At 47.0% G+C, this 23,207-nt stretch carries 19 protein-coding genes; 7 read left to right on the top strand and 12 right to left on the bottom strand.

Going from position 1 to position 23,207, the window contains the following annotated elements; translation table 11 throughout:
* Positions 1–72 precede the first annotated feature (72 nt).
* Both add and AC58U0_RS33930 read right to left on the bottom strand, forming a co-directional pair.
* Positions 73–1,119: an adenosine deaminase gene (add, locus tag AC58U0_RS33935; RefSeq protein WP_497383127.1), complete on the bottom strand. Its 1,047-nt coding sequence runs from the start codon at positions 1,117–1,119 to the stop codon at positions 73–75.
* Positions 1,120–1,328: 209 nt separating this feature from the next.
* Positions 1,329–2,012, bottom strand: a complete 684-nt coding sequence (locus tag AC58U0_RS33930) for a DNA alkylation repair protein (RefSeq protein WP_497383126.1) — start codon at positions 2,010–2,012, stop codon at positions 1,329–1,331.
* A gap of 123 nt (positions 2,013–2,135) precedes the next feature.
* Between AC58U0_RS33930 and AC58U0_RS33925 the strand changes: the two genes are divergently transcribed.
* From AC58U0_RS33925 to AC58U0_RS33910, 4 genes are all read left to right on the top strand, one after another.
* Complete coding sequence (locus tag AC58U0_RS33925; RefSeq protein WP_497383125.1) at positions 2,136–2,933, top strand: Cof-type HAD-IIB family hydrolase; 798 nt, start codon at positions 2,136–2,138, stop codon at positions 2,931–2,933.
* Positions 2,934–3,082: 149 nt separating this feature from the next.
* Complete coding sequence (locus AC58U0_RS33920; protein WP_497383124.1) at positions 3,083–4,702, top strand: long-chain fatty acid--CoA ligase; 1,620 nt, start codon at positions 3,083–3,085, stop codon at positions 4,700–4,702.
* A 6-nt stretch (positions 4,703–4,708) separates the two neighbouring features.
* Positions 4,709–5,167: an acyl-CoA thioesterase gene (locus AC58U0_RS33915; protein ID WP_497383123.1), complete on the top strand. Its 459-nt coding sequence runs from the start codon at positions 4,709–4,711 to the stop codon at positions 5,165–5,167.
* A 60-nt stretch (positions 5,168–5,227) separates the two neighbouring features.
* Positions 5,228–6,079 carry an SDR family oxidoreductase gene (locus tag AC58U0_RS33910; RefSeq protein ID WP_497383138.1) on the top strand — a complete coding sequence of 284 codons (852 nt, stop codon included), beginning with the start codon at positions 5,228–5,230 and terminating at the stop codon, positions 6,077–6,079.
* Between the two features lie 228 nt (positions 6,080–6,307).
* Here the strand turns inward: AC58U0_RS33910 and AC58U0_RS33905 are convergent, their stop codons facing one another.
* The 6 genes from AC58U0_RS33905 to AC58U0_RS33880 all read right to left on the bottom strand — a co-directional run bounded on the left by AC58U0_RS33905 (position 6,308) and on the right by AC58U0_RS33880 (position 14,207).
* Positions 6,308–7,402, bottom strand: coding sequence for a GGDEF domain-containing protein (locus AC58U0_RS33905; RefSeq protein ID WP_497383122.1), 1,095 nt, complete (start codon positions 7,400–7,402; stop codon positions 6,308–6,310).
* 134 nt (positions 7,403–7,536) lie between these two features.
* A complete protein-coding gene (locus AC58U0_RS33900) occupies positions 7,537–8,409 on the bottom strand; it encodes a carbohydrate ABC transporter permease (protein WP_497383121.1) in 873 nt (290 codons plus the stop codon).
* A 28-nt stretch (positions 8,410–8,437) separates the two neighbouring features.
* Positions 8,438–9,313, bottom strand: coding sequence for a carbohydrate ABC transporter permease (locus tag AC58U0_RS33895; RefSeq protein WP_497383120.1), 876 nt, complete (start codon positions 9,311–9,313; stop codon positions 8,438–8,440).
* A 72-nt stretch (positions 9,314–9,385) separates the two neighbouring features.
* Positions 9,386–10,732, bottom strand: coding sequence for an extracellular solute-binding protein (locus tag AC58U0_RS33890; RefSeq protein ID WP_497383119.1), 1,347 nt, complete (start codon positions 10,730–10,732; stop codon positions 9,386–9,388).
* Positions 10,733–10,854: 122 nt separating this feature from the next.
* Entirely contained in the window at positions 10,855–12,414 is a 1,560-nt protein-coding gene (locus AC58U0_RS33885; protein ID WP_497383118.1) for a response regulator, read from the bottom strand.
* A complete protein-coding gene (locus AC58U0_RS33880; protein ID WP_497383117.1) occupies positions 12,411–14,207 on the bottom strand; it encodes a cache domain-containing sensor histidine kinase in 1,797 nt (598 codons plus the stop codon). Before AC58U0_RS33880 ends, AC58U0_RS33885 begins: the two co-directional genes overlap by 4 nt.
* Positions 14,208–14,369: 162 nt before the next feature.
* Here AC58U0_RS33880 and AC58U0_RS33875 point away from each other — a divergent pair, with 162 nt between their 5' ends.
* From AC58U0_RS33875 to AC58U0_RS33865, 3 genes are all read left to right on the top strand, one after another.
* Positions 14,370–15,029 (top strand): helix-turn-helix transcriptional regulator, encoded by a 660-nt coding sequence (locus AC58U0_RS33875; RefSeq protein WP_497383116.1) that lies wholly within the window; start codon positions 14,370–14,372, stop codon positions 15,027–15,029.
* Entirely contained in the window at positions 15,026–16,168 is a 1,143-nt protein-coding gene (locus AC58U0_RS33870; protein WP_497383115.1) for an alanine racemase, read from the top strand. The genes AC58U0_RS33875 and AC58U0_RS33870 overlap by 4 nt, the downstream gene beginning before the upstream one ends.
* 514 nt (positions 16,169–16,682) lie before the next feature.
* Positions 16,683–17,147, top strand: a complete 465-nt coding sequence (locus AC58U0_RS33865) for a RidA family protein (protein ID WP_497383114.1) — start codon at positions 16,683–16,685, stop codon at positions 17,145–17,147.
* 380 nt (positions 17,148–17,527) lie between these two features.
* Here the strand turns inward: AC58U0_RS33865 and AC58U0_RS33860 are convergent, their stop codons facing one another.
* The 4 genes from AC58U0_RS33860 to AC58U0_RS33845 form a co-directional block, all read right to left on the bottom strand.
* Positions 17,528–19,258 (bottom strand): methyl-accepting chemotaxis protein, encoded by a 1,731-nt coding sequence (locus AC58U0_RS33860; protein WP_497383113.1) that lies wholly within the window; start codon positions 19,256–19,258, stop codon positions 17,528–17,530.
* A 130-nt stretch (positions 19,259–19,388) separates the two neighbouring features.
* Complete coding sequence (gene mglC, locus AC58U0_RS33855) at positions 19,389–20,420, bottom strand: galactose/methyl galactoside ABC transporter permease MglC (protein ID WP_497383112.1); 1,032 nt, start codon at positions 20,418–20,420, stop codon at positions 19,389–19,391.
* A gap of 18 nt (positions 20,421–20,438) precedes the next feature.
* Positions 20,439–21,956: a sugar ABC transporter ATP-binding protein gene (locus AC58U0_RS33850; RefSeq protein ID WP_497383111.1), complete on the bottom strand. Its 1,518-nt coding sequence runs from the start codon at positions 21,954–21,956 to the stop codon at positions 20,439–20,441.
* A 144-nt stretch (positions 21,957–22,100) separates the two neighbouring features.
* The gene (locus AC58U0_RS33845) at positions 22,101–23,174 is read right to left on the bottom strand and encodes a galactose ABC transporter substrate-binding protein (protein WP_497383110.1); all 1,074 of its coding nucleotides are present in this window, start codon (positions 23,172–23,174) and stop codon (positions 22,101–22,103) included.
* Positions 23,175–23,207 lie beyond the last annotated feature (33 nt).

The raw sequence follows: 23,207 nt of genomic DNA, 5'->3' as shown, positions 1-23,207 counted from the left end.
TCCTATATTGTCAAGTCTCATAAAAAAAGAACCCGCTGCCTGATCGCAACGAATTCCTCTCTCATTAGACTACTAGTTGAGCACGCCCAAACTACTCATTTCCTCTTCCATCTCTCGTCTTAACGACAGCTTATCATGATCTTCCATAAAAGCGGCATCTACGCCATTCATGATCAGTTTAACCAGCTCCGGTGTTGTAAAGCCAAATCGCTCTTTGAGTACCCGGTATTCATTCGTAATATTGGTTCCGGATACACTGGGGTTATCTGTATTAATCGTTACGACCAGCCCTTGCTCCAAGTATTCGCGAATCGGATACGTTTCCCAACCGGAAACGGCCTTCGTTTGGATGTTGCTGATCGGGCACATTTCGAGCGGGATACGGCGATCCTTGACCATTTCCAATATGGACCTGTTTTCCTTCAATCGAACACCATGCCCAATTCGAACAGCGCCGAGATTCGTAACGGCTTCAAACACGTTCTTCGCTCCCGCTGCTTCTCCAGCATGGATTGTGACTGGAATACCAAGTCTACCAGACTCCGCAAACACCTCCCGGAAATATTCCGGCGGATACGACGCCTCATCACCAGCTAAATCGACAGCGACTAAGCCTTTCCCTACATACTTAGCAGCCGCTTCGATCACTTCTAGATTGCTTTCGCAAGAATGATTTCTCATGCAAATTGCAATGACGCCGACTCTCACACCAAAATCGCGCTGTCCCCGCTTCATTCCCTCTACCACATGATGAATCGTTTCCTCAACCGTCAAACCGGTATTCCGGTGCAGCTGCGGTGCAAAACGAACTTCTACATATCTGCAATTATGCTCAGCAGACTGTTCGACAACCTCATAGGCAACCCGCTCCAAGGCTTCAGCAGATTGTAAAAACCGTGTAGTAAAATCAAATTTGCTTAAATATTCAATGAGACTTCCACACTCCTCACCTACTCGCATATGTGGAATGAGTCCATCTTTATCATAAACAGGGAGTTCAATACCATGCCTACGAGCGAGATCCAGAATCGTCTCTGGCTTCACACTGCCATCCAAGTGCAAGTGAAGATCAACCTTGGGTAATCTTGCTAATAGATCGTTAGCCCGCGTGTTATTCATCTTCCATCTCTCCTTTTTCTTTCATTCTCGTAACGCGCTTTTAAAGAATTTTAATAACTTTACTCGAATGTCATGATTATGTCAATATACATGACAAATATTTCATTTCGTTAATATATGCGTCAGGTATGACTACATTGCATGAATTTATGAAAACAAAAAAAGATCCACACAAGGATTTATTCATTCCCCACTGTGGATCTCCTATTTCATTTTTCCTTACGATGAATCACTTTCAACGCTTCCCGCACACTTAGCGGCGAAAGCTCTGTACTTGCAACGAAAGACTGCACCGCCGCAGGGTCTGTCTTCGAATACTCACGAAGCGCCCAGCCTATTGCTTTGCGGATAAAGAATTCCTTCGAATCGGCCATGCGCCTGATACAGCTAAACAGAAGCGGTACATCCGTCCGTTGTTTATATTTTAGTTGGAACAATATCGCCGTTCTTTGCAGCCACATATGATCCGAAGCCAGCCACTTATCCACATAGGATGGAATCAACTCCGGAAACCTCTGCAAATGAAAGCCAATTAAGTGATCAGCGATCATATCCACGGTGTCCCACCACGATTTGGTCACAACGAAATGCTCCAAGACATCGATATGCTCCCGTTCTGCGGTTTTCCGCAGCCCTGTAAGGACCAATAATGCCGTGTAGGCAAACTCGCGCTCCGGTAATTCCCAGAGCTCTTTGGCAACTCTGACCCCCTCCTCACCTTTAGGGATGCCATGTTCCTTGGTGAATTGCTTGGTCAATGCAACTCGTTCTGGATTTCGGATCCCGAGAAATGGAAAATGATTTTTCATGTAGGCTTCCATACTTGGCGCATTTGCCGTGTCGCGGTGTGCTCTTAGCCAAGCCTCAAGCTTGTCCGTATAAGGGGATGCCATCCGTTACGTTCCTCCTTTTTAACCAATCAACTATAGGCTTTATTGTAGCAATTCCAAAGTAATTCGGGTATGCTTATAGCAGAATTTTTCATATAGACTACTTATCGGATCGGAGAGAACTACATGACTTACAAACTAGTTGCCGCTGACTTAGATGATACGCTGCTGCGTGATGATCTAACCATCTCACAAGAGACTATTGATGCTATGCACCAGGCTGTTGCCAAAGGAGTAACCGTAACGATTGCAACGGGAAGAAGCTTCCCATCCGCCGCCAAGATTGCCAACCAGATCGGACTTAATGTTCCGATTATCACTTATCAAGGCGCTTTAATCAAAAATCTACTTGATGAGGAAGTCCTCTACGAGCGTACAGTACCAGTTGAAAGCGCCCGCCTCCTGCTCGATTTCTGTGAAAAACGCAACCTTCATTTACAGCTTTACCATGGGGATGAGCTTTATGCAGGTGAAGATAACGATAAGATTAAAGCCTACGTGCGTCTTTCCAAGACGCCTTATATCATCGGTGATCTGCGCCAATGGATTGATATCCCGCAACCTAAGATGCTTATCATCGATACGCCGGAAGTTTGCGACCAACTGCGCGAAGAGCTGCTGCCTCTGCTCGGAGACAAGCTGCACATTACGAAATCCAAACCGCATTACTTGGAATTCATGCATAAGGAAGGTACCAAAGGACATGCGATCACTTTCCTTGCTGAGCATATCGGCTGCTCTTTAGATGACGTTATTGCCCTGGGCGATGCTTGGAATGACCGTGAAATGCTGGAAGTCGCTGGACTTGGCGTTGCCATGGACAACGCGCTGCCGCAGCTCAAGGAGCTGGCGAACTACGTGACGAAGAGCAATAACGACGATGGCGTCAGACATGTTATCGAAAAGTTTATTTTACATACGTAAGAGTTGATAGAGTTACACCGATTCCATCTGCATGGTCCACATGCGCCGGAGTCGGTTTTTTATTTACAATCACTTGTTTTTTGGACATATCTAGTCCCTCCGGCTTATATATTACAATAGAATCAGACAATCTCCGGAGGTGTCTCCACATGGAAAATTTCCCATTAACGCTGCGCTCTCTCTTTGAACGTTCACAAACCTTGTTCCCCAAAAAAGAGGTTGTTTCACGTACAAGCACCGGTATCCATCGGTATACGTACGCTGATTTCGGGAGACGAGCGAAGCAGTTATCCAGCTCCTTGCAAGCACTTGGTGTAAAACCCGGGGATCGGGTTGCTACTTTTGCCTGGAATCATCACTGGCATCTAGAAGCTTATTTCGCCATCCCCTGTATGGAGGCTGTGCTGCACACCGTCAACATCCGACTCCCCGCTGAGCATATTGCGTATATTCTTAATCATGCGGAAGATCGTTTCCTCTTCGTTGATGAGACCTTACTCCCTATCATTGAGAAGATTCAGGATCAACTTACGACGATAGAAGGCTATATTTTGATGACGGACAAAAAGGAATTGCCGCCTACTTCTTTACATCCCGTCTATTTATATGAGAACATGATAGAGGGCGGCGACCCTCAGTATATATACGCTGCCGATATATATGAAAGCGCTCCCGCAGGCATCTGTTATACATCTGCGACAACGGGTAATCCCAAGGGTGTGGTGTATTCCCATCGCGGGATCTACCTGCATTCCCTCTCCATTGGCTTGGCGGATACACTAGGACTCTCTGAACGCGACACCGTTCTGCCTATTGTGCCGATGTTTCACGTTAATGCTTGGGGACTTCCATTCGCGTCTGTCTGGTTCGGCAGCAAGCAAGTGCTTCCGGGACCTTCGCCGACACCGGACATCCTGCTTCGTTTGATCGCTGAGGAGAAAGTAACGATTGCTGCTGGTGTTCCAACGGTATGGACAGCCGCACTTAAGGTGCAGGAATTACTGCAAGTGGACTTATCATCCCTTCGTGCAGTTGTCTGTGGCGGATCTGCTGCCCCGCGCAGTCTGATTGAAAGCTACGAGCAGCGGCTCAAGGTTCCATTCTATCATGCCTATGGGATGACAGAAACGTGTCCTCTCGTTACCGTCGCCCGCCTCAAAAGCTATCAGGAAGAGGCCTCATACGATGAACAGTACGATGCGAGGGCTACTCAGGGCCTGCTAGTGCCTGGGCTTGATATGAAAATCGTCGGACCTCGAGGTGAGGTTGCTTGGGATGGGAAGGAAATGGGCGAAATCCTACTGCGCGGGCCATGGGTAGCTACGGAATACTACAAAGATGCCCGAACGCAGGAATCGTTCCAGGACGGTTGGTTCTATAGCGGAGATATCGCGGTTATTGATCCTGAGGGATTTGTGAAGCTGGTGGATAGGGCCAAAGATCTGGTCAAAAGCGGCGGGGAATGGATCTCGTCTCTCGACTTAGAAAACGCATTAATGGCGCATCCGAATGTGTTCGAGGCTTGTGTCATCGGCGTACCGCATCTCAAATGGGATGAACGGCCTCTCGCCTTCGTCGTCCTGAAAGACGCTGGATTACAAGCGGATGACGTGAAAGAAGATTTACTCGCCTTTTTGGCAAACAAATTCACGAAGTGGTGGATTCCGGACAATGTTGTGTTCCTCCATGAAATACCTAAATCGTCGGTCGGTAAGTTTATGAAACGCGAGCTTCGTGAGCAGTATCAAACCTACTTTACAGGAGACTAGATCGCAATGAACAATTTCGAATTAGAGGGCTTCCGCTTTTATACACCAACGAAAGTTCGTTTCTGTGAAACCGATGCGAACGGGCACCTGAGTCACCTTTCTTCTGTCATTTACATGGAGCAAGCCCGCTGTGAGTATATGAACGGTTTGGGTTTATTTTTTGCAAATGCGGATGGTAATCTGGCTGATAAAACCTTCTTTCTCGTCAGCCAAAGCGTCGAATACAAATCTCAAGCGCATTTTAACGATAACCTCGATATTTATATGAAAGTGAGCCGGATCGGTACTTCATCGATTGAAACTCAGTATGCCATTGTTAAGCGGGAGAATAAGCAGCTAGTGAGCTTCGCTACCAGCACTGGCGTCTATGTCGATGTTCATACACAAAAAGGCACCCCGCTTCCAGAAGATTTAGCAAGCCGGATCGAGCAATTCGAAGCTACGTTCCTAGAGCAGCAGCAATAGAGCAGCATTCACAGCATTAATTATTAGCAGCGTAAACTGATGATGGAGGGCGCGATGGATATGTTCGATACAACCTTGCTGAAGGATAAAGTTATTCTTATTACAGGCGGCGGTACCGGTCTGGGACGTGCAATGGGCGAGAAATTTCTGACGTTAGGCGCAAAACTCGCGATTACCAGCCGACGCGAGGAGGTACTCGCTAAAGCAGCTGCCGAAATGGGCAGTGATGGCAAAGAAGTATTCTACAAAAGCTGTGACGTGCGTGACCCGCTTCAAGTTGCCGAGATGGTGGCCGCTGTGGAACAGCACTATGGCCGTATCGATGTATTGATTAATAATGCAGCCGGCAACTTCGCCAGCCCGACAGAACATTTATCTCCGCGAGCCGTGGATGCGGTGCTGAATATCGTCCTTCACGGGACGTTCTACACCACGTTAGAAGTGGGCAAAAGATGGATCGAGCAAGGCGTCGGCGGTACGATGCTGAACATCGTCACCTCTTACGCCTCCACCGGCTCGGCCTTCGTTGTACCGTCGGCTGCGGCCAAGGCCGGCGTGCTTGCGCTGACGCGCTCGCTTGCCGTTGAGTGGGCGCGGTACGGCATCCGGCAAGTCGCCATCGCGCCGGGACTCTTCCCGACCGACGGCGCGTGGAGCCGACTGGCTCCGACGCCTGAGCTGTCGGAGAAGCTCTTGAACCGCGTGCCGCTGCGGCGGGTCGGTGAGAAGGATGAGCTCGCGAACCTCGCGGCTTATCTAATTTCGGACTACGCCGCCTACATTAACGGCGAAGTGGTCACGATCGACGGCGGCGAATGGCTGCAGGGCGCCGGGCAGTTCAACGATCTGCTCGAGGTGACCGAGGAGCAGTGGGTTGGGCTTGCGGAGATGACGCGCAAGGGCAAGTCATGAGTGGTATGTAGGATCATTTGCTTAATCGTTTGCGTAATGTTGTACTTTGTGCAACATTACGCAAGTTAATCCGTGTTTTTCCCGTGAATGTTGCAAATAATACAACAATTTTAGCCGAATAGCAGCTTTTCAGCGAGGAAAAGGCTACATTGTTGCACGATGTACAACTTGCCTTCCTATTTCCCTAGCCCACAGGATAAACTTGCTTCGGGATCTTTTATGCTTCATTCAAGCAGATTGATTCGAACAAACCAAATTCCTACCAGATGATTTGGCTTTATACAGAGCCTTATCTGCTTCTTCAATGATATTCTCATTGGTATCGGGGTATGTGGCAACGCCTACAGATACCGTAATCTGTATGACCTTCCCCTCATTCAGCAGAAATCCCTGGTTTTTGACAGCCATTCTAATTCGCTCCCCAATGATTAAGGCATGTTTATGTGGACAATCGTATAGCAAGATAGCGAACTCTTCCCCACCGATACGTGATACGATATCGAAAGAGCGAGAGGCATCTTTTAACAATTTCCCCAATTGTTTTAACACTGTATCACCATTAGGATGACCGTAGGTATCATTCACTCTTTTAAAATGGTCAATATCAATGATCATCAAAGTCAAGGCTTCGTACTTATCCTTTGCTTCCAGCAATAAAGAATTGAATGCCTCATCAAAAGTACGATGGTTATTGAGCTCAGTAAGAAAATCAAACGTAGCTGCCTTTTCAATCATTTGGAAATGGGTTTTCGCTTTAATCAGAAATTGTGTCAAATAAGCTGTTAACGTTCCGCCTAAAGTCATCATTATCAAATAGATAAGGGACGGAATCGTACCCTTATTCCCCATATTGATATGAAAAGTGATGATCGTAAAGAGATTGTTAACCAATAGAGCATACGTCCATTTTTTCCAATAGGATAGGTTCCTTGTACAAACCAACCCAATCATAATCGAAATTAAAAAAGTGTTTGAAGCAGCGAAAATGGTAGCAGAACTTAGTGCGCCAAATGCCAATAAACGCATAAGGGAGATAATGATCCCCGTAACTATGGCAGAGTAAACTCCACCGAATAGTGCCGCGATCGTAACTGCCAGATGTCTAAAATCCAAAATCGTACCGTTCAGCTCAACTGTAAATTCCATAAGGACAATACCTAAAATGCCAGTTAAAACGCCTATATGAAGTCTGGTATACAGAGTAGTAGGCGTACCTAAGTTCCAATCCTTATAAATCACTTGACTGGTCAAAAATAAATAAGCGGTGACGATAGAGAAATTGGCAATCAAATCCTGTAATGTTTCAAAAGTAATGTCTTTCATGCTATCCCCCCTCCAAAATCGTAGCATAATTTTGTTAGTAAACTATGAGGACGAGCTTGAGGGATGGTCATGTACACAAATAAAAATCGCCACCCTTAGGATTCTTTTTCGGAATCCAAGGATGGCGATTTTAGTTATCCTTTGACAGCACCAGCCGTCATTCCCTTCATGATCTGCTCCTGGAACAGCAAGAACACGATAATGGTTGGCAGTACGGCAATGGCAAGTGCAGCCATCGTCAATTCGTAATCGGTCATATACCCTGTAGCAAAAGCAGATAAACTCAGCGGAACTGTCTTAAGCGCAGGCTTGCTGATAAAGACTAGCGCGAACGCAAAATCATTCCAAAAACGTAAAAATCCTAAGATCGCAACCGTAGAGAGCGCTGGCAAGCTAAGCGGAAGCATCATCCGAAAGAAAATGCCCCAATAGCCAGTGCCATCAATTAACGCCGCTTCTTCAATTTCTTTGGGAATCGTAATTAAATAAGCCGCGATGACGAAGATAGCTAATGGCAGTTCAAAGGCCGCATAAGGTAAAATAAGTGCACCGTACGTGTTCAGAAGGCCGATTTTTTTCATAATAATAAAAAGTGGTACGAGTGTGCTATGGATCGGAATGAGCATTCCGAGTAGGAATAAGCCCATAAAAAATGGCTTCCATTTAAATTCAAAACGCGATAAAACAAAGGCTGCCAGCGCTCCAATGACTAGGGTCAGTACCAGTGAGGCCACCGTCACTACGGTAGAGTTCCAGAGCGAAAGGCCCATACCAGATACTTTCCATGCCCGAACGATATTGTCCCATTTCCAAACAGTCGGCAGTAAAAAGGGCCGCGAATGAAATTCCTCATTGGACTTTAAAGCACTCATAAATAACCAAATCAATGGGTACAGCGTGACAAGTGCATACAGGGTCAAACAGACGTTGATGACACCGCGCGCCCACCCTCTTCGCTTCTTACCTCCAGCGGGAAAACCCGTCTGCATCGATACTACCTGCTCCATAGATGTCCCTCCTGAGAGAATTTATTACCTAACGATAGTCTCGTTTCATGAGATATTGGCTGCCAACGATTAAGAACAAGCTAAGAATAATAATTGCCGTGGAAATGGCGCTGCCAAAACCGAAACGATACACATTGAATGTGCTGTTGTACATATAAGATGCAAGCAGTTCCGTGGAGTGCGCCGGTCCACCGCCCGTCATGACATAGATAAGATCGAACGCCTTCAAGCTTCCGGATATGCAAAGCACAACGGCCACCTTGACGGTATCCCAAATCATAGGCAGTGTCACTGCAAACAATTTGCGCACCGGACCCACGCCGTCCAGTTGAGCGGCATCTTCAATCTCTGGTGAAATATTCTGTAGTGCGGCAATGAACATAATCATGTAGGGACCAATATAATTCCAGATGATCGGCACCATGAGCGCGAACATCGATACTTTCGGATCGGAGAGCCAAGATTTCTTCCAGCTATCAAGCCCGATGCCCTCTAGTAAGAAGTTGAGAATACCGATTTGCGGGTGGTAAATGTATCCCCAGATGATCCCGACAACAACCGAGGATAGCACCATGGGCATAAAGACAGAGGCTCGAATAACACGTTGAAATAGCGTACTGCGCATGAGGAGAAGCGCTAGTACCATAGCAATCGGTACCTGACCGAAAACGGAAGCTGCAACGATAAGCATGTTATTTTTAAAAGCTTTCCAGAAGATTGGATCTTGGATCACTTCTGCGTAGTTGTCAAATCCGATAAATTTGGCTGCTCCGATACCTTTCCAATCGAAAAAGCCGTAGTATGCCGACCAGAAAATCGGTACAATGACAAAAAACAGATAGAGTACTAAGGCCGGAAGCAGCCCTATGGTAATGAATCCTCTGATTCTTGCGGATACGGTCATAACTTCCCTCCTTGCTATCTTTTTTGAAAAAAGGCTCCAGCCGGGCTTTGGCTGGAGTCCTGTGGCCATACATTATTTGCCGACGGCTTTCGCTTGTGCGTCTTGAATTTTCTTGGCAATGTCCTCAGGCTTGCCGCCCATAAGGAGCTCTTGAAGACCATTGTTCACGACATCGGCACTAGCGGAGCTAAGCTTGCCATCGTAAACTGGCGTTTTCTTGACCGTGTTCATCATTTTGTACACTTCTGCAAACAAGGAAGATACTTTGGTTGTATCCAAATCTACTTTGTAGCTAACGAGCTGGTTGCTTTCCAAGATGGCTTTCTGTGCTTCTGGGCCAGATAAGGTATAGATCAGTTCGTAGGCTGCGGCTTTCTGAGCGCCGGTAACTTTCTTACTCATCCCAAGTCCTGTTCCTACTACGCCTGAAAGGGTGTTTGGATCACCTTTGCCGTTAGGCACAGTTGGCAGAACGGTAACAGCCATGTTAGCTAATGCTTCTTTGGACGTATTCGACGCTAAGTTCGGTAATGCCCAACCACCATCGATCATCATGGCCGCTTTACCTTGAGCGAACATTTGTTCCATTTGTGTATTATCAATGCTGTTGAAGCCTTCTTGGAACGCGCCAGCCTTACCAAGCTGTTGAAGATACGTCAAGGCTTGTACGAATTCTGGATCCGTAAATTTAGCACCATTCTGATCCACTGCTTTCAGGAACCATTCCGTACCTGTTACTCGGTCTGCAAGTGAGCTGAGAATGCTGGACTGTGCAACCCATGCCGCTTTGTTACCAAGTGCGATTGGTGTAACATTATTCTTTTTGAACGTATCCACCAGCTTCATGAGATCGTCCCATGTCTTAGGCGGCTGTACATTATATTTGTTAAAGATTTCTTTGTTATAGTAAAGGATCGAAGTAGGAGATAGAGCCATCGGTGCGCTGTAGGTTTTGCCTGAGATCGTGAAGTCATCAAAGGACCCTGGCATAAAACCGTTCTTCCATTCCGCTTTGCTATCCAGCAGCTCATTAATCGGCTGAATCAAGTCACCACCGACGAATTCCTTGGTCATAACACCTGGCCACATCACGAAAAGATCTGGCATTTCATTAGCGGCAGCAACAGTTTTCAACCGCGGACGGTAACCATCGGGCGGAATTCCCTGTATATCTAATTCGACATTCGGGTGATCCTTCTTGAACTTCTCCATATATTCACGCATCGTTTTGGCGCGAAGATCTTCGCCAGTATAGTTGTGCCAAATCGATAATTTTACTTTCTCAGCTGGTTTGGCTGCATCCGTCGATTTGGGAGACGTGGTACCCGCTGCCCCCTCTTTGGTTCCACTTGAACCACAACCGGCTAATAAAGCTAATGACATCGTAGCAGCCAGTGTAACGATCAATGACTTTTTCATTTGTTTAGACCTCCTAAAGTTTTCTTAGATACATAAGCTCAAGCTCTCTCTATGAACTTTAGTATAGAGGACATATTCAGGAGGGGGTACGGGAGAAACTTCGGCGCAGAGGGGGACATTATTCAGTCTTTATTCCCATGTCGAAATTCAGACGGCGTTCTTCCTGTATACTTTTTGAACTGCTGCGTAAAGTATTTGATATCTTCATAACCCACTCTTCTGGCAATATCGCTGACTTTGGTCTGAGTGCCCTGGAGGATATCCACGGCGCGTTTCATCCGTTCCTGAGTGACGAATTCGATATACGTACAGCCTGTCTCCCGCTTGAATACCTCACTAAAATGATTGGGATTCACATGGACGAATCCAGCCACCTGTTGAAGTGAAATCGGCTGATGCAGATTATCCCGGATATAGGCAATGGACTTGTGAATATAGGCGTAGCGATTCTGATCCAAGCCTTGATGAAAACGCGTCATTACGGCAGAAAGCACCTTAAAGACTTCTTCTTCCGGACGCCCTTCCCCCTCGTAGGTAGGGAGTGTGCTAAGAGGAACCGTCCCCTCTTGAGAAGAACTGGCCCTTTCAAGCCATCGATGACCCGCTATGATCATTGACTGCAAATAGCCCTGCACCGTCAGCGGCGTCGCTGCGGCATCTTCCATTAGAGCCCGCACCTTCTGGTTCACCCAGTGTCTCAGTTCTGTAGCATTGCCGCTCATCAAGATCGCCGTAAGCTCCGATTCTTCCTTCTCGGTGCAAACCGTACGACCTCCGCTGCGCTCCTTGATATCTTCAACCGTAAACAGTCCTTGTGCTCCTAGCAGCCCTTGGTAAGTAAAAACTTCTTTCGCCGTACGATAAGATTCCCGTAAGCCTTCGTAATCCTGCGTTACAGTTCCAAGTGCTGCAAAAGCCGAGCATTTGAGCGTTTCGGTAACGCGTTTAAGAGCCTTTGTCAGCCCTGCTTGATCAGTAAGCCCGACTTCGTGACGCACAACAAGCAGCAAATGGTCCTTTTTCATCAGCGTAACGCACGGGAGCAGCTCGAAAAGGATATTCTCTGCGGCTCCTTGCAGAAGCTCCAAGATAGGCGTCTCCCCCCATCCGGATACAGAGATAAGGAGAACTTGCATCGCTGCAGACTCACCTGACTCTGGGTGAACATCTACACCATTCTTGCGAAACCATACTTGCAACTGCTCCTGGGCTTCCCTATCATCGTTCAAGCCCCTTTCGAGCACCCGTTCCAACAACTGATTACGCAGTGCAGCCTGTTGAAGATTATCCTGTTTAATCGACTCCCATTTATCCATAATGTTCTGCTTCGCTTTCAGCGCAGCTTTAATAATCTCTTCCGGACGACTTGTCTTCAGCAAGTAATCGGTCACACCTTCGCGCAGTGCCTGCTGGGCATAACTGAAGTCATCATAACCCGTCAGGATAACGATCTCCGTATCCGGCAGTATCGCTTTCACCTCGCGTGCAAGCTCGATACCGTCCATACCTGACATACGAATATCTGTCAGCACGATATGCGGCTTCTCTTCAGGAATGCGCTCCAAGGCTTCTTCAGCGGAAGAGGCGGCCGGAAGCAGTTCTAGACCGAGCTCTTTCCAATCAATGACGGTACAAAGACCTGTTCGTATAATAACCTCATCGTCTACAATCAAGATTCTCATGTCGCTAGTTCTCCCATCCAAAGAGGAATTGAAAATGAAATGCTCGTCCCAACGCCGGGCGTACTCTCAATAATAAGCCCAGAGTCCGCTCCATAATGCAGTAATAATCTCCGGTGAACATTGATGAGTCCGTAGCTAGTAACAACTATCTTCGATTCTTTAGCGACTTCGCTTAGCATGCCCAGTTGACGATTGGCCAAAGCGAGCTGATCTTGAATCGCGCGTTGCTTCGTCTCATCCATGCCTATTCCAGTATCTTCAACAACGAATTTCATTTGACTATCCTTCAGTTCTCCGTGCACATAAATATGACCCTTCGCTTTTTTCTTCTGGATACCATGAATAAGACTGTTCTCAATCAACGGCTGTAGAAGCAGCTTCAGCATCGAGATTTGCACCATCGCGGGATCGATAAAAAATTCAATCTCAAACTGATCAGGAAACCGAATAGCTTGTATATAGGCATAATTCTGTGCATGAGAAATTTCCTGCTGAACGGCGCAAAACTCCTCGCCCTTATTCAAACTAAATCTTAAGAAATCACTGAGCGCACCCACCATTTCAGCAATTTGTCGATCCTTATTCATCAAGGCAATCCAATGTATGGAGGAAAGTGTATTATACAGAAAGTGCGGATTAATCTGCGCCTGCAGAGCCATAATATCCGCTTCCTTTTTCATCGCTTCGTTCAGCTGTACTTGATCCTTCAGTCTACCAATCCGTTCACTCAGCTTATTATAACTGTGGACAAGCAGTCCGACTTCATCGACACTTTTCACCTCATAGGTAGGAATCGTCTCATCTGGATTCAGATCCTTCAGATATTTGGTCAGCTTTATCAAAGGCTTCGTTACCCATTGCAAGAAGTAGAGCACCATTCCCATTGCGAGCAGCAGTGCAATTACAATCGTAACAGCTGTCACTGTAAGCACGTAACCATTTTGCTTTTGATAGATCTGTGTAGGGATGAAACCAACCAATTTCCATCCTAACCGAGGAATCGGATTAAACAGAACCGTGTGCGGCTGTTCGTCTCTTTGTACGTTGAGCACACCGCTTGTCTCCGTTAGCTCACCCATTTTCGGAAAAACCTCTCCGACAGTTCGTGCTAACCAACTCGGATCGCCACCCGACATGATCTGATCATACTGATCTAACAAAAGAACGAACCCGCTGCTTTCCCATCCTGCACCTGTCAAATAACGCTCGATTTCTGCCTGATCGAGCGAAACGGTAAGCGTACCTAAAGACTTGAAAGTACTGACATCACGGATGGGTCTGACGAGTGAAATGACCTTCTTCGGTCCGTCCGATGTTTGAATTTCATACAGGGGAGACCACCATTTTGAAGCTGGCTTGTAAACGGATTCATATTGCTGTGAGAGAGGAAATAATCCTGAATTGGTTATGGTCGTTGTAGAAAGTGCAGGGTTGCCGTTTTTCGGTGTAATCGTAATGTTGGAGATGTATTTTTTGGAATACGATAAGTTCCATAGGGTGCCTACGATAAGAGAATAGCTGTTGACGTCCCCTTCTTCGTTATTGAGATACGTTTGAATATCTTTTTGCCCGATCAGAAAGACCGACATATTCTCAACGTCTTGAATAACAAAATCCAGCTTATCCGACATTTGCTTCAGCGTGTTCATGCCCGCCTGCTTCGCTTTGTCCTCCGTCACCGATGTTGCGATGCTATAGGAAACGATCCCCATTGAAAGCAGCGGTAATACAACCGCGAACAAAATAAGCAAAGACAGTTTACGTTTCAGGGATTTGGCAAACCAGCGTCTCATGGGTGTTCCCTCCTTCGGTCTTGCAATGATCTTTTTTACATAGTACCATGAGCATCGCCAGAAAATCATACTTTTTTTTAGTTCAACAAACTTTTTGTTTGACATTCAAACGGTTTGTGTTACCATTTTGCTCAGATAACCTTACAAAGGGAGATGACAGGCGTGGAATCAATTCAAGATGAATTTGGTTTTTTGACCGATCTTGTGACAGGACTTGGCGCTCAATTCGGTGACAACTGTGAAGTCGTGCTGCATGACTTGACGGGTCCTTACGACAGCTCCATCGTCGCGATTGCGAATGGTCACATCACAGGACGTAAAGTCGGAGATCCTGGAACGAATCTCGGTTTGGAGCTGCTGCGGGGTAATCATGTCAACGGCAACAAGTTTAACTACTTAACACAAACCAAAGATGGACGCATTCTGCGCTCCAGTTCGATGTATATGAAAAATAAAGCAGGCACTATCGTTGGCTCGCTGTGCATTAACTACGATATCACAGAGCTGATGATCGCTGAGAAAACACTGCAGACGCTTATACGTCCTGGGGAACAAGCAGAAGTAAAGGAATCGTTCGTTACCAGTGTAAGCGATCTGCTCGATGCTCTGATTCAAGAGGCGCAAGAGCAAGTAGGCAAACCCGTGGCAGTCATGACGAAGGAAGACAAAATGCGCATGATTCAACTCCTGGATGCCAAAGGTGCTTTTCTGATTAAAAAAGGCGGCGAGAAGATTTGCACTTATTTGAATATTTCAAAGTATACCCTTTATAGTCACTTAGAGGAAGGCAAAAATGCCGTGAAAGAGAGTGTGGAGGGATGATGAAAACGATGGAGAGCTTGGAAACATTGGAGACAATAGAAACATTAGAGACACCTTGCCTGCTTATTGACGCAGATCGCATGGATCGTAACATTCAAGCAATGGCTAATGTTATCAGTCAACATCATGTGAAGCTGCGTCCGCATGCGAAGACGCATAAGCTCCCATCCGTCGCACTTCAACAAATTGCGGCGGGTGCAGTCGGTATCACGGTAGCGAAAGTGTCCGAAGCAGAGGTTATGGCGGCGGGCGGCGTTACCAATATTTTCATCGCATACCCTCTTGTAACCACTAGCAAGATTGAAAGAGCGATTCGCTTAAGCGAGCAAATCGAGCTAATCGTCGGCGTCGATAGCTTGGCAGGTGCTCAGCAATTAGAGCAGTGCGCTAGCCGACTTGGCCACTCGCTGCAAGTCCGGCTGGAAATCGATACCGGCTTTCGCAGAACCGGTGTACTTTACGAGCAGGCCTCCGCGCTCGCCGCGGAGATCGCCCTCATGCCGCATTTGCGGCTGACCGGCATCTATACGTTTCGCGGCTCCCTGCTGGCAGGGAAGCCAACCCTCGACGTGGCGGCAGCCGGCCAAGAAGAAGGCACACTGATGGTGCAGTTGGCCGAGCGTCTTAGAGCGCAGGGCATCGCTATCGCAGACGTTAGCGTCGGATCCACACCGACGGCCGCTTCCGCCTCTGCGGTAGAAGGCGTGACGGAGGTCCGGCCAGGCACCTACGTGTACTACGATCGGATGCAGGCCCGCTTAGGCCTCTGCGGCATCGAAGACTGCGCAGGCAGCGTGTTGGTCACGGTCGTTAGCCGCCCGGCGGCGGATCTCGCGATCATCGATGGCGGCAGCAAAGCCTTCGCTACCGATGTGCAGCCGGATACAGACCCGCTTCAGCTGCGGGGCTTCGGGCACATCATGAACCTAGAAGATGCGATTCTCGTTCGCATGTCCGAAGAGCATGGCATGCTTGATCTTGGGCCACTCGCCCAAGCAGCCAACATACAGGTAGGCGACAAGCTGCGTATTATCCCTAATCACATTTGCAGCACCGTCAACCTGCATAATCAGGTCATTATGCAGCGCGGTGATACATATGAGCGCCTTCCGGTGCTGGCACGAGGTATGTTGGAGTAAGGCGTCTTAAATTGAAATCCATCGCCCACCACTGGTAGGTACGACTTAAAAAGGTACAATGGAGTCATTCATCCGTTTTGTGATTGGTTTTGGGTATTGTGGTTACCAATGTTGCATTTTCTACAACAATTCACAACCCAAAGGGCTATTTCGCAACTTGAAGTTGCAGTTTGTACAACAATTTGAACCCATTTGATACGAAATGACCTATTTAGGACCAAATTGTTGTACATTATGCAACAACGAAGGGTGAACGGCGAGGTTTAGGGAGAAATTGTTGCACTTTTTACAACATCAATCAACCGCGAATATGGATCCATTCATCTGAAATCCTCAAAGTGAGCACATAGGTAGAAGGACTCCGATTTAAGACATCTCTTGTGCTCAATTTCATATAGTAGTCGCTAAATGACTTAATAACCGAAAACTGGCGACCATGGATTCTGAATAAAGAGGCATAACGAATGAAATCGACAGCCTCGATTTAATCATCATATAACTTGGAGGTCAACGCATGTCCCAAATTGAACAACGTCTACAAGAGCTAGGTCTCACGCTTCCCCCATCCCCAGAGCCGCGTTTCACTTATATTCCTTGCAATCAGACAGGGAATCTCATTTATTTATCCGGTCAAGATTGCCGCATTAACGGTGAACTTATGTACGAAGGAAAAGTTGGCCGCGAAGTCACCATCGAGCAAGGACAAGCTGCAGCCCGTCAAACCATTATCAATTGCTTAGCGGTAATGAAAGGCTATCTTGGAGATTTGGATCGTGTTGTCAAAATCGTGAAAATGCTCGGTTTCGTAAACAGCGCTCCGGGCTTTGGCGATCAGCCCTATGTCATCAACGGCGCTTCTGATTTGTTAGTGGCTGTGTTTGGTGAGCAGGGCAAGCATGCTCGCTCAGCGATTGGTACGAGCGATCTGCCTTTCCACACACCGGTGGAAATTGAACTTATCGTGGAAGTGCGAGATTAGTATCGAGCTCAACAAAATAAAGGACCTGAGGCGCTGCCTCAGGTCCTTGTTTTATGCTTGAATGTTCCGAATGCAAACGGAAAGTAGAAGCCTTATTTTGACGAGAAACGCCAGTTTCACCCGCCCCGAGGAACGAGGATTCGCTATTTCGCTGCTTTGCGTCCTGAAGAGCTCTATTTTCCTAAAATAGAGCCCTCACGTTCCGTTAGATTCGACTTTCAGCACATTCTCCCCAAAATAGCGGCATGTCGTTCTTCTTAAGCACTCTTAAGCACTCTTTAGCAAACTCATGCACTCTTAAGCGCTCAAAAGTAGCCAACTTAGCCAGCTCATCCTACCCAACCGAGGAATCCCCCAAAATTTGGAGTCCGCTATACGCCTCACACTCGGAATCTTCCGATTAAGGTTTGCAAATCAGCAGCCATGCTGTTCAGCACTGTCGCTGAGGAGAAAATCTCCTCCATGCTCGCGTACTGACCCTCGATGTTGGAAGATACATTTCTTGCTCCCGCAGCAGTCTGTCCGGCGACTTCATCGATCGCGCGAATCACATCCACGGCTGCGCGTGTTTTCTCGGATATAGCGGCCGAACTTCCCGCCACTTCCTCGATCTGCCTCGCAACTTCGTCCATCGCATCGCGAATACGTTTGAAGGTATCTCGCGCTACGCCGACCACCTCAAGCCCCGTCTGCACCTCTCGGCTCCCTGCCTCGGTGGAACTGACAACCTCTCTTGTTTCATCCTGAATGCTGGAAACAAGATGAGCGACTTCTTCCGCCGCTGCTCCAGTCTGCATAGATAACTTGCGGACTTCGTCGGCGACGACCGCAAAGCCTTTACCAGCGGCTCCGGCACGCGCCGCTTCAATGGAGGCATTGAGCGCGAGCATGTTCGTCTGCCGCGCAATACCTGCAATCATCGCGTTCGCATTGACGATTTGTTCAGAACGTTGACCGAGCCTCTGTACCGATTCAGCAAGTTCCATCATCTTCTGATAAATAGCATTCATCTGCGTTATCGCTGTCTCGACAGCCGCATTGCCCTCGCCTGCCTCTTGCTGAGCGAGGTAAGACTGATGGTTAGCCGACTGCGTGACGCTTGCAATTTGAATAACGGCTGCTGACATTTCCTCCATGATGGAGACTCCCAAGTGTACACTTCGCACTTGCGCATCCGTACCCATCGAAATCTCCTGAACTGTGTATGTAATACGCTCCGAAGATTCGCTAACTTGTTCAGAATTGCTGCTTAGCGCTTCCGAGGCAGCAGCTACGTGCTGGGCACTGCTCCCTACCTGACTAATTAAGCTATGCAGATTGGCTTTCATTTGATTAAAAGCGGTGGCCAAATGTCGTAATTCGTCCCTATTCTTCACGTTAATGTCACCAACCGTTAAGTCGCATGCTGCGATTCGTTCGGCTGCCTGTACCATAGAACGTATGGGATTAACAATCATGCGAGACAGCAAGAGGCCGATGGCCAAGGCGAAAAGAAAGGCTGCTACACTGACCCAGATCAACGTTTGAACGGTCGAAACAACCACATCATGATTGCGGTCCGAAGCTTCCTCTTGAACGTTCCTTTCCAGTTCTTCAATCTTCGCGGCAGCCTGCGTCAATGTTTCCGTTGTCGGAATAGCCCACTGCATCGCTTCCGCTTTGGCTAGAGCCACATTCCCTTTGTCGGCGTATTCCGTCACTTTCTTCACTAAGCGAGCAAACGTCATGTTCGAATCTGCCATAGATTGGATAGCACTTTGCTCATCCTCGTTCTTCGAAACTTCTCCCATCTTTGTAATGATCGAAGAAAGTGTTCCATTCATTTCTGTCAAAAGCTTCTCTTTGTCCTTCGTAGGGTCTAAAACGTATCCGAACAGCATACTGTTCTGTATTTGCGTTTTCTCTTTGATCTCTGACACATTTCGAAGAATCGTGACATTATCATTTAGGAGCTTGGAATAAGAGCTATCCACTTTATTCAAGTATGTATACGACATGCCGCTAGTTACTGCAACGAGTAAAGATACAATAATAAATGTGCCTACAATTTTGCTTCTCAAGGAAACTGATAATATTCGCTTTCTCCAGCTAGCCGAATTATGATTTGCCATGACTATGCCCTCCACGTCAGTAATCGCTTTCATTTAATACAGGATAACAGGCTGTCGTTAAATCGCGACAGCCTGTTTCACATTATTACCTATAACCAAATGATATAAAGCGTCTTGGTGTTTTCTGTCTTTATTTGGAGTTCATGTATTTACGCATATCGAAGGCAACAGCCGCGACGATAATTACGCCTTTAATAATCAACTGCCAGTAAGGACTAATTCCGATAAACGTCAAACCATAGTTGATAACGCTGAAAATTAAAACCCCTGCAAGAACACCAGGTACAGTCCCGATACCACCGGAAGTGGATACGCCACCGACGACGCAAGCTGCGATCGCATCAAGCTCGTACATATTCCCGTAGTTATTCGTTGCGCCACCTGTTCTTGCTGCTTCCAGCACCCCTGCTAGACCATATAAAGCACCAGCAAGCGAATAGATGTAGATGAGGTAACGGTTTACGTTAATACCTGAAACAACTGCTGCGTGAATATTGCCGCCGATGGCGTACATATATTTCCCCAGCTTCGTTTTATTGAACACAATCCAAACGATGATAGCTACGACAATGGCAATAATGACAATGTAAGGAATAGAATACGTCGAACCAGTTCCGATCGCGCCTGTCCCCAGTTGACTGAAATCTGATCTCAATCCGCCAATCGGCTGTGACTGATTTGGTTTCATATCAAAGTATAAGGAGTTAGCTCCGTATACAGCTACCATCGTACCCAAAGTTGCGATGAACGGCGGAACCTTGAATCTTGCAACAATGATCCCATTGATCAGACCTACCAATAGACCGGCTGCGATCGCAAGAAGGATCGGCACGATCAATGGCAGCTCCGGCAAATTCGGGAAAAATCTTCTTCCATACTCCTGCGTTTGCAGCATGGAAGCGGAGATAACGGCCGTCAAACCGACGATACGTCCTGTCGAAAGGTCCGTTCCCCCTGTGATCAAGATGAATGCCGCACCCAATGCGATAATAACGCGCGTGGATGACTGCAGTAAAATATCACGAAGGATATTTACGGATAAAAAGCGTGGATCATATATCGCGATACCGATAACTAACACGACTAGCACGATGTAAATTGCGTATTTGGTCACGAACCCACTAATATCTCTGGATTTCAATGTTTCTGTCTTCGTACTCATGGTTCTTGGCCCCCTCCATTATGCCATATGCTGTGCAGCAAGGCGCATGATCTCTTCTTCAGTTGCTTTATTTCCTTCCACAATGCCTGTAAGGCGTCCTTCACACATGACCATGATTCGGTCTGACATCCCTAACAGTTCGGGCATTTCAGAAGAGATCATGATAATACTTTTCCCCTGCTTCGCAAGGTCAGCGATGATGGAGTAAATTTCGAATTTAGCACCTACGTCAATTCCCCGTGTCGGTTCATCAAGCAGAAGCACGTCCGGTTCTGTGAGCAGCCATCTGGCAAGCAGCACCTTTTGTTGGTTGCCGCCTGACAGGTTCTTGATCAGCGCATGCATATTCGGCGTCTTCACCCGAAGCATTTCGATACTTCGTTCGACTTCTACTTTACGTTTAGCTTCGTTAATGAACCCCAGTGGATTCATATATCTGCCCAAGTTCGCAATCACGGTGTTCTCAAGAACAGATAATACGGGGAAAATACCCGTAACACGACGCTCTTCCGTGAGCAAAGCGATTTTCTGCTTAATAGCATCGATCGGCGACTTGAGCTTCACTTGCTTGCCATGCATGGAAATGCTGCCGGAAGCAACACCTCTCATCCCGAACAAAGCTTCAATTAACTCCGTCCGCTGAGCACCAACAAGACCGCCGACTCCAAGAATCTCTCCTTTACGAAGATCAAAGGATACATTCTTAAATGATCTTGGAATGACAGATGTCAGTCCTTCGACTTTCATTAATACACCGTTCGGCACATTGCTGCGCTCAGGGAAACGCTCCTTCAGATCTCGTCCGACCATCTTCGAAATAATCATGTCGGTCGTTAACTCCGACGATGCCCACGTACCGATCTTGGTACCGTCGCGCATAATCGTCACTTCATCTGAAATTTCGAGAATTTCTTCCATTTTATGTGAAATATAGATGATCGAAACGCCACGACTTCTCAGGTCGCGAATGATGCGAAACAGCTGCTCAACTTCGTTACCCGTTAGGGAAGAAGTCGGCTCATCCATAACAATGACTTTCGAATTGAATGACACAGCCTTAGCAATTTCAATGGATTGCACTTTAGAAACAGATAACGTCCCTACCAGTGTATCCGGCTTAATTTCCATCTGGAGCTGTTTAAATAAACTCTCTGTATCTTTACGCATCTTCTTGTGATCCACTAATTTCAAAGGTCCGATCCCTTTTAGCGGAAATCTGCCAAGCCAGATATTCTCCATTACGTTACGATGAGGAACGGGATGAAGCTCTTGATGGATCATGGAAATACCGTTCTCTAAAGCATCTTTCGAACTTTGAATGGAAACGACTTCGCCATTCAATTTGATTTCTCCACCATCCGGCTTATAAATACCGAACAAGCATTTCATCAGCGTCGATTTGCCCGCACCGTTCTCTCCCATCAGCGCATGTACGCTTCCCGGGCGAACTTTGAGGGTAACGTTATCCAGCGCTTTGACGCCGGGGAATTCTTTGGAGATTTGATTCATTTCCAATAAATAGTCATGTACAGTCATGGTAACTCCCCCTACAGCTCACGATAATCCCCACAAAGTGAAGCCTTTCTTCATTGTCTCTTTACCTTTGCACGGGTTCCCAAATAAGGAAGGCAAGAGCGCCCGCGTATGATACATCGCTGCTCTTGCCCGCTTCTATTCGGATTACTTCGCTTCGTTCATGTTAGCTTTTGTAATCTTTTTGTAGGAAATCCATACATACTTACCGTCTGTTACATCGTAGCCTGTTGTTTCTTTGCTTGGTGTTTTACCGTTAGCAAGTGCTGCTGCTACATTCGTTGTTGCTGCGCCTTGGTTTTTCGCATCGTTCAGAACTGTTCCGAGCAATGTGCCATCGCTAAGCGCTTGAAGAGCTGGAGCTGTAGCATCTACGCCAACAACCGGTAAGAATTTGTTATCTTTGAAATAGCCTTTTGCTTTCAAAGCTTCGATAGCGCCAAGAGCCATATCATCGTTGTTCGCAAGAACAGCTTCGATTTTGCTTTCGCTGGAAGCTAGGAATGCTGCCATTTTTTCTTGACCTTTAACGCGGTCCCACATAGCTGTATCTTCCGCTACTTTTTCTACACCCAGACCAGCATCTGTGATCGCTTGGATGGAGAACTTCGTGCGAAGCTCAGCATCTTGATGTCCTGGCTCGCCTTTGAGCATAACGTATTGGATTTTACCGTCTTTGTTTTTATCCGCTTCTGGGTGAGCTTTGAAGTAGTCAACCAACAGTTGGCCTTCCATCGTACCGGATTGCTCTGCTTTAGCGCCTACGTAGTAAACTTTATCCCATTTCTTCATGTCGTCAGCAAGTGGCTCACGGTTCAAGAAAACAACTGGAACGTTTGCAGCTTTTGCTTTATCGATGATAACGCCTGCCGCTGTACGGTCAACAGCGTTAATTGCTAGAGCGTTTACTTTTTTCGTGATGAAAAGATCGACTTTATCATTTTGTGTTGGTTGTGAGTTCTGGCTGTCTACGATATCAACTGTTGCTTTATCTTTAGCAGCATCAGCGATCGCGGCACGAACACCAGACATAAATGTATCGTCAAATTTGTAGATGGCTACACCAATTGTTGGTTTTTTAGCTGTGTCTGCTGCTTTTGGAGTTGCTGCTGCACCGGTAGTTGCTGCTGGAGCTGGTGTAGTTGTTTCAGTTTTATTGCCACAGCCTGCTACGGTTGCAACCAAAGCGCCTGCTACTGCAAGAGTAATCAATTTTTTCAAGGTAAGACCCTCCCTAAAAGGTGTGTTGTTTAT

This window comes from Paenibacillus sp. J31P190, from assembly GCF_059692075.1.
The sequence above is the reverse complement of the archived record's forward strand: the minus strand, read 5'-3'. Positions and strand labels throughout refer to the sequence as shown.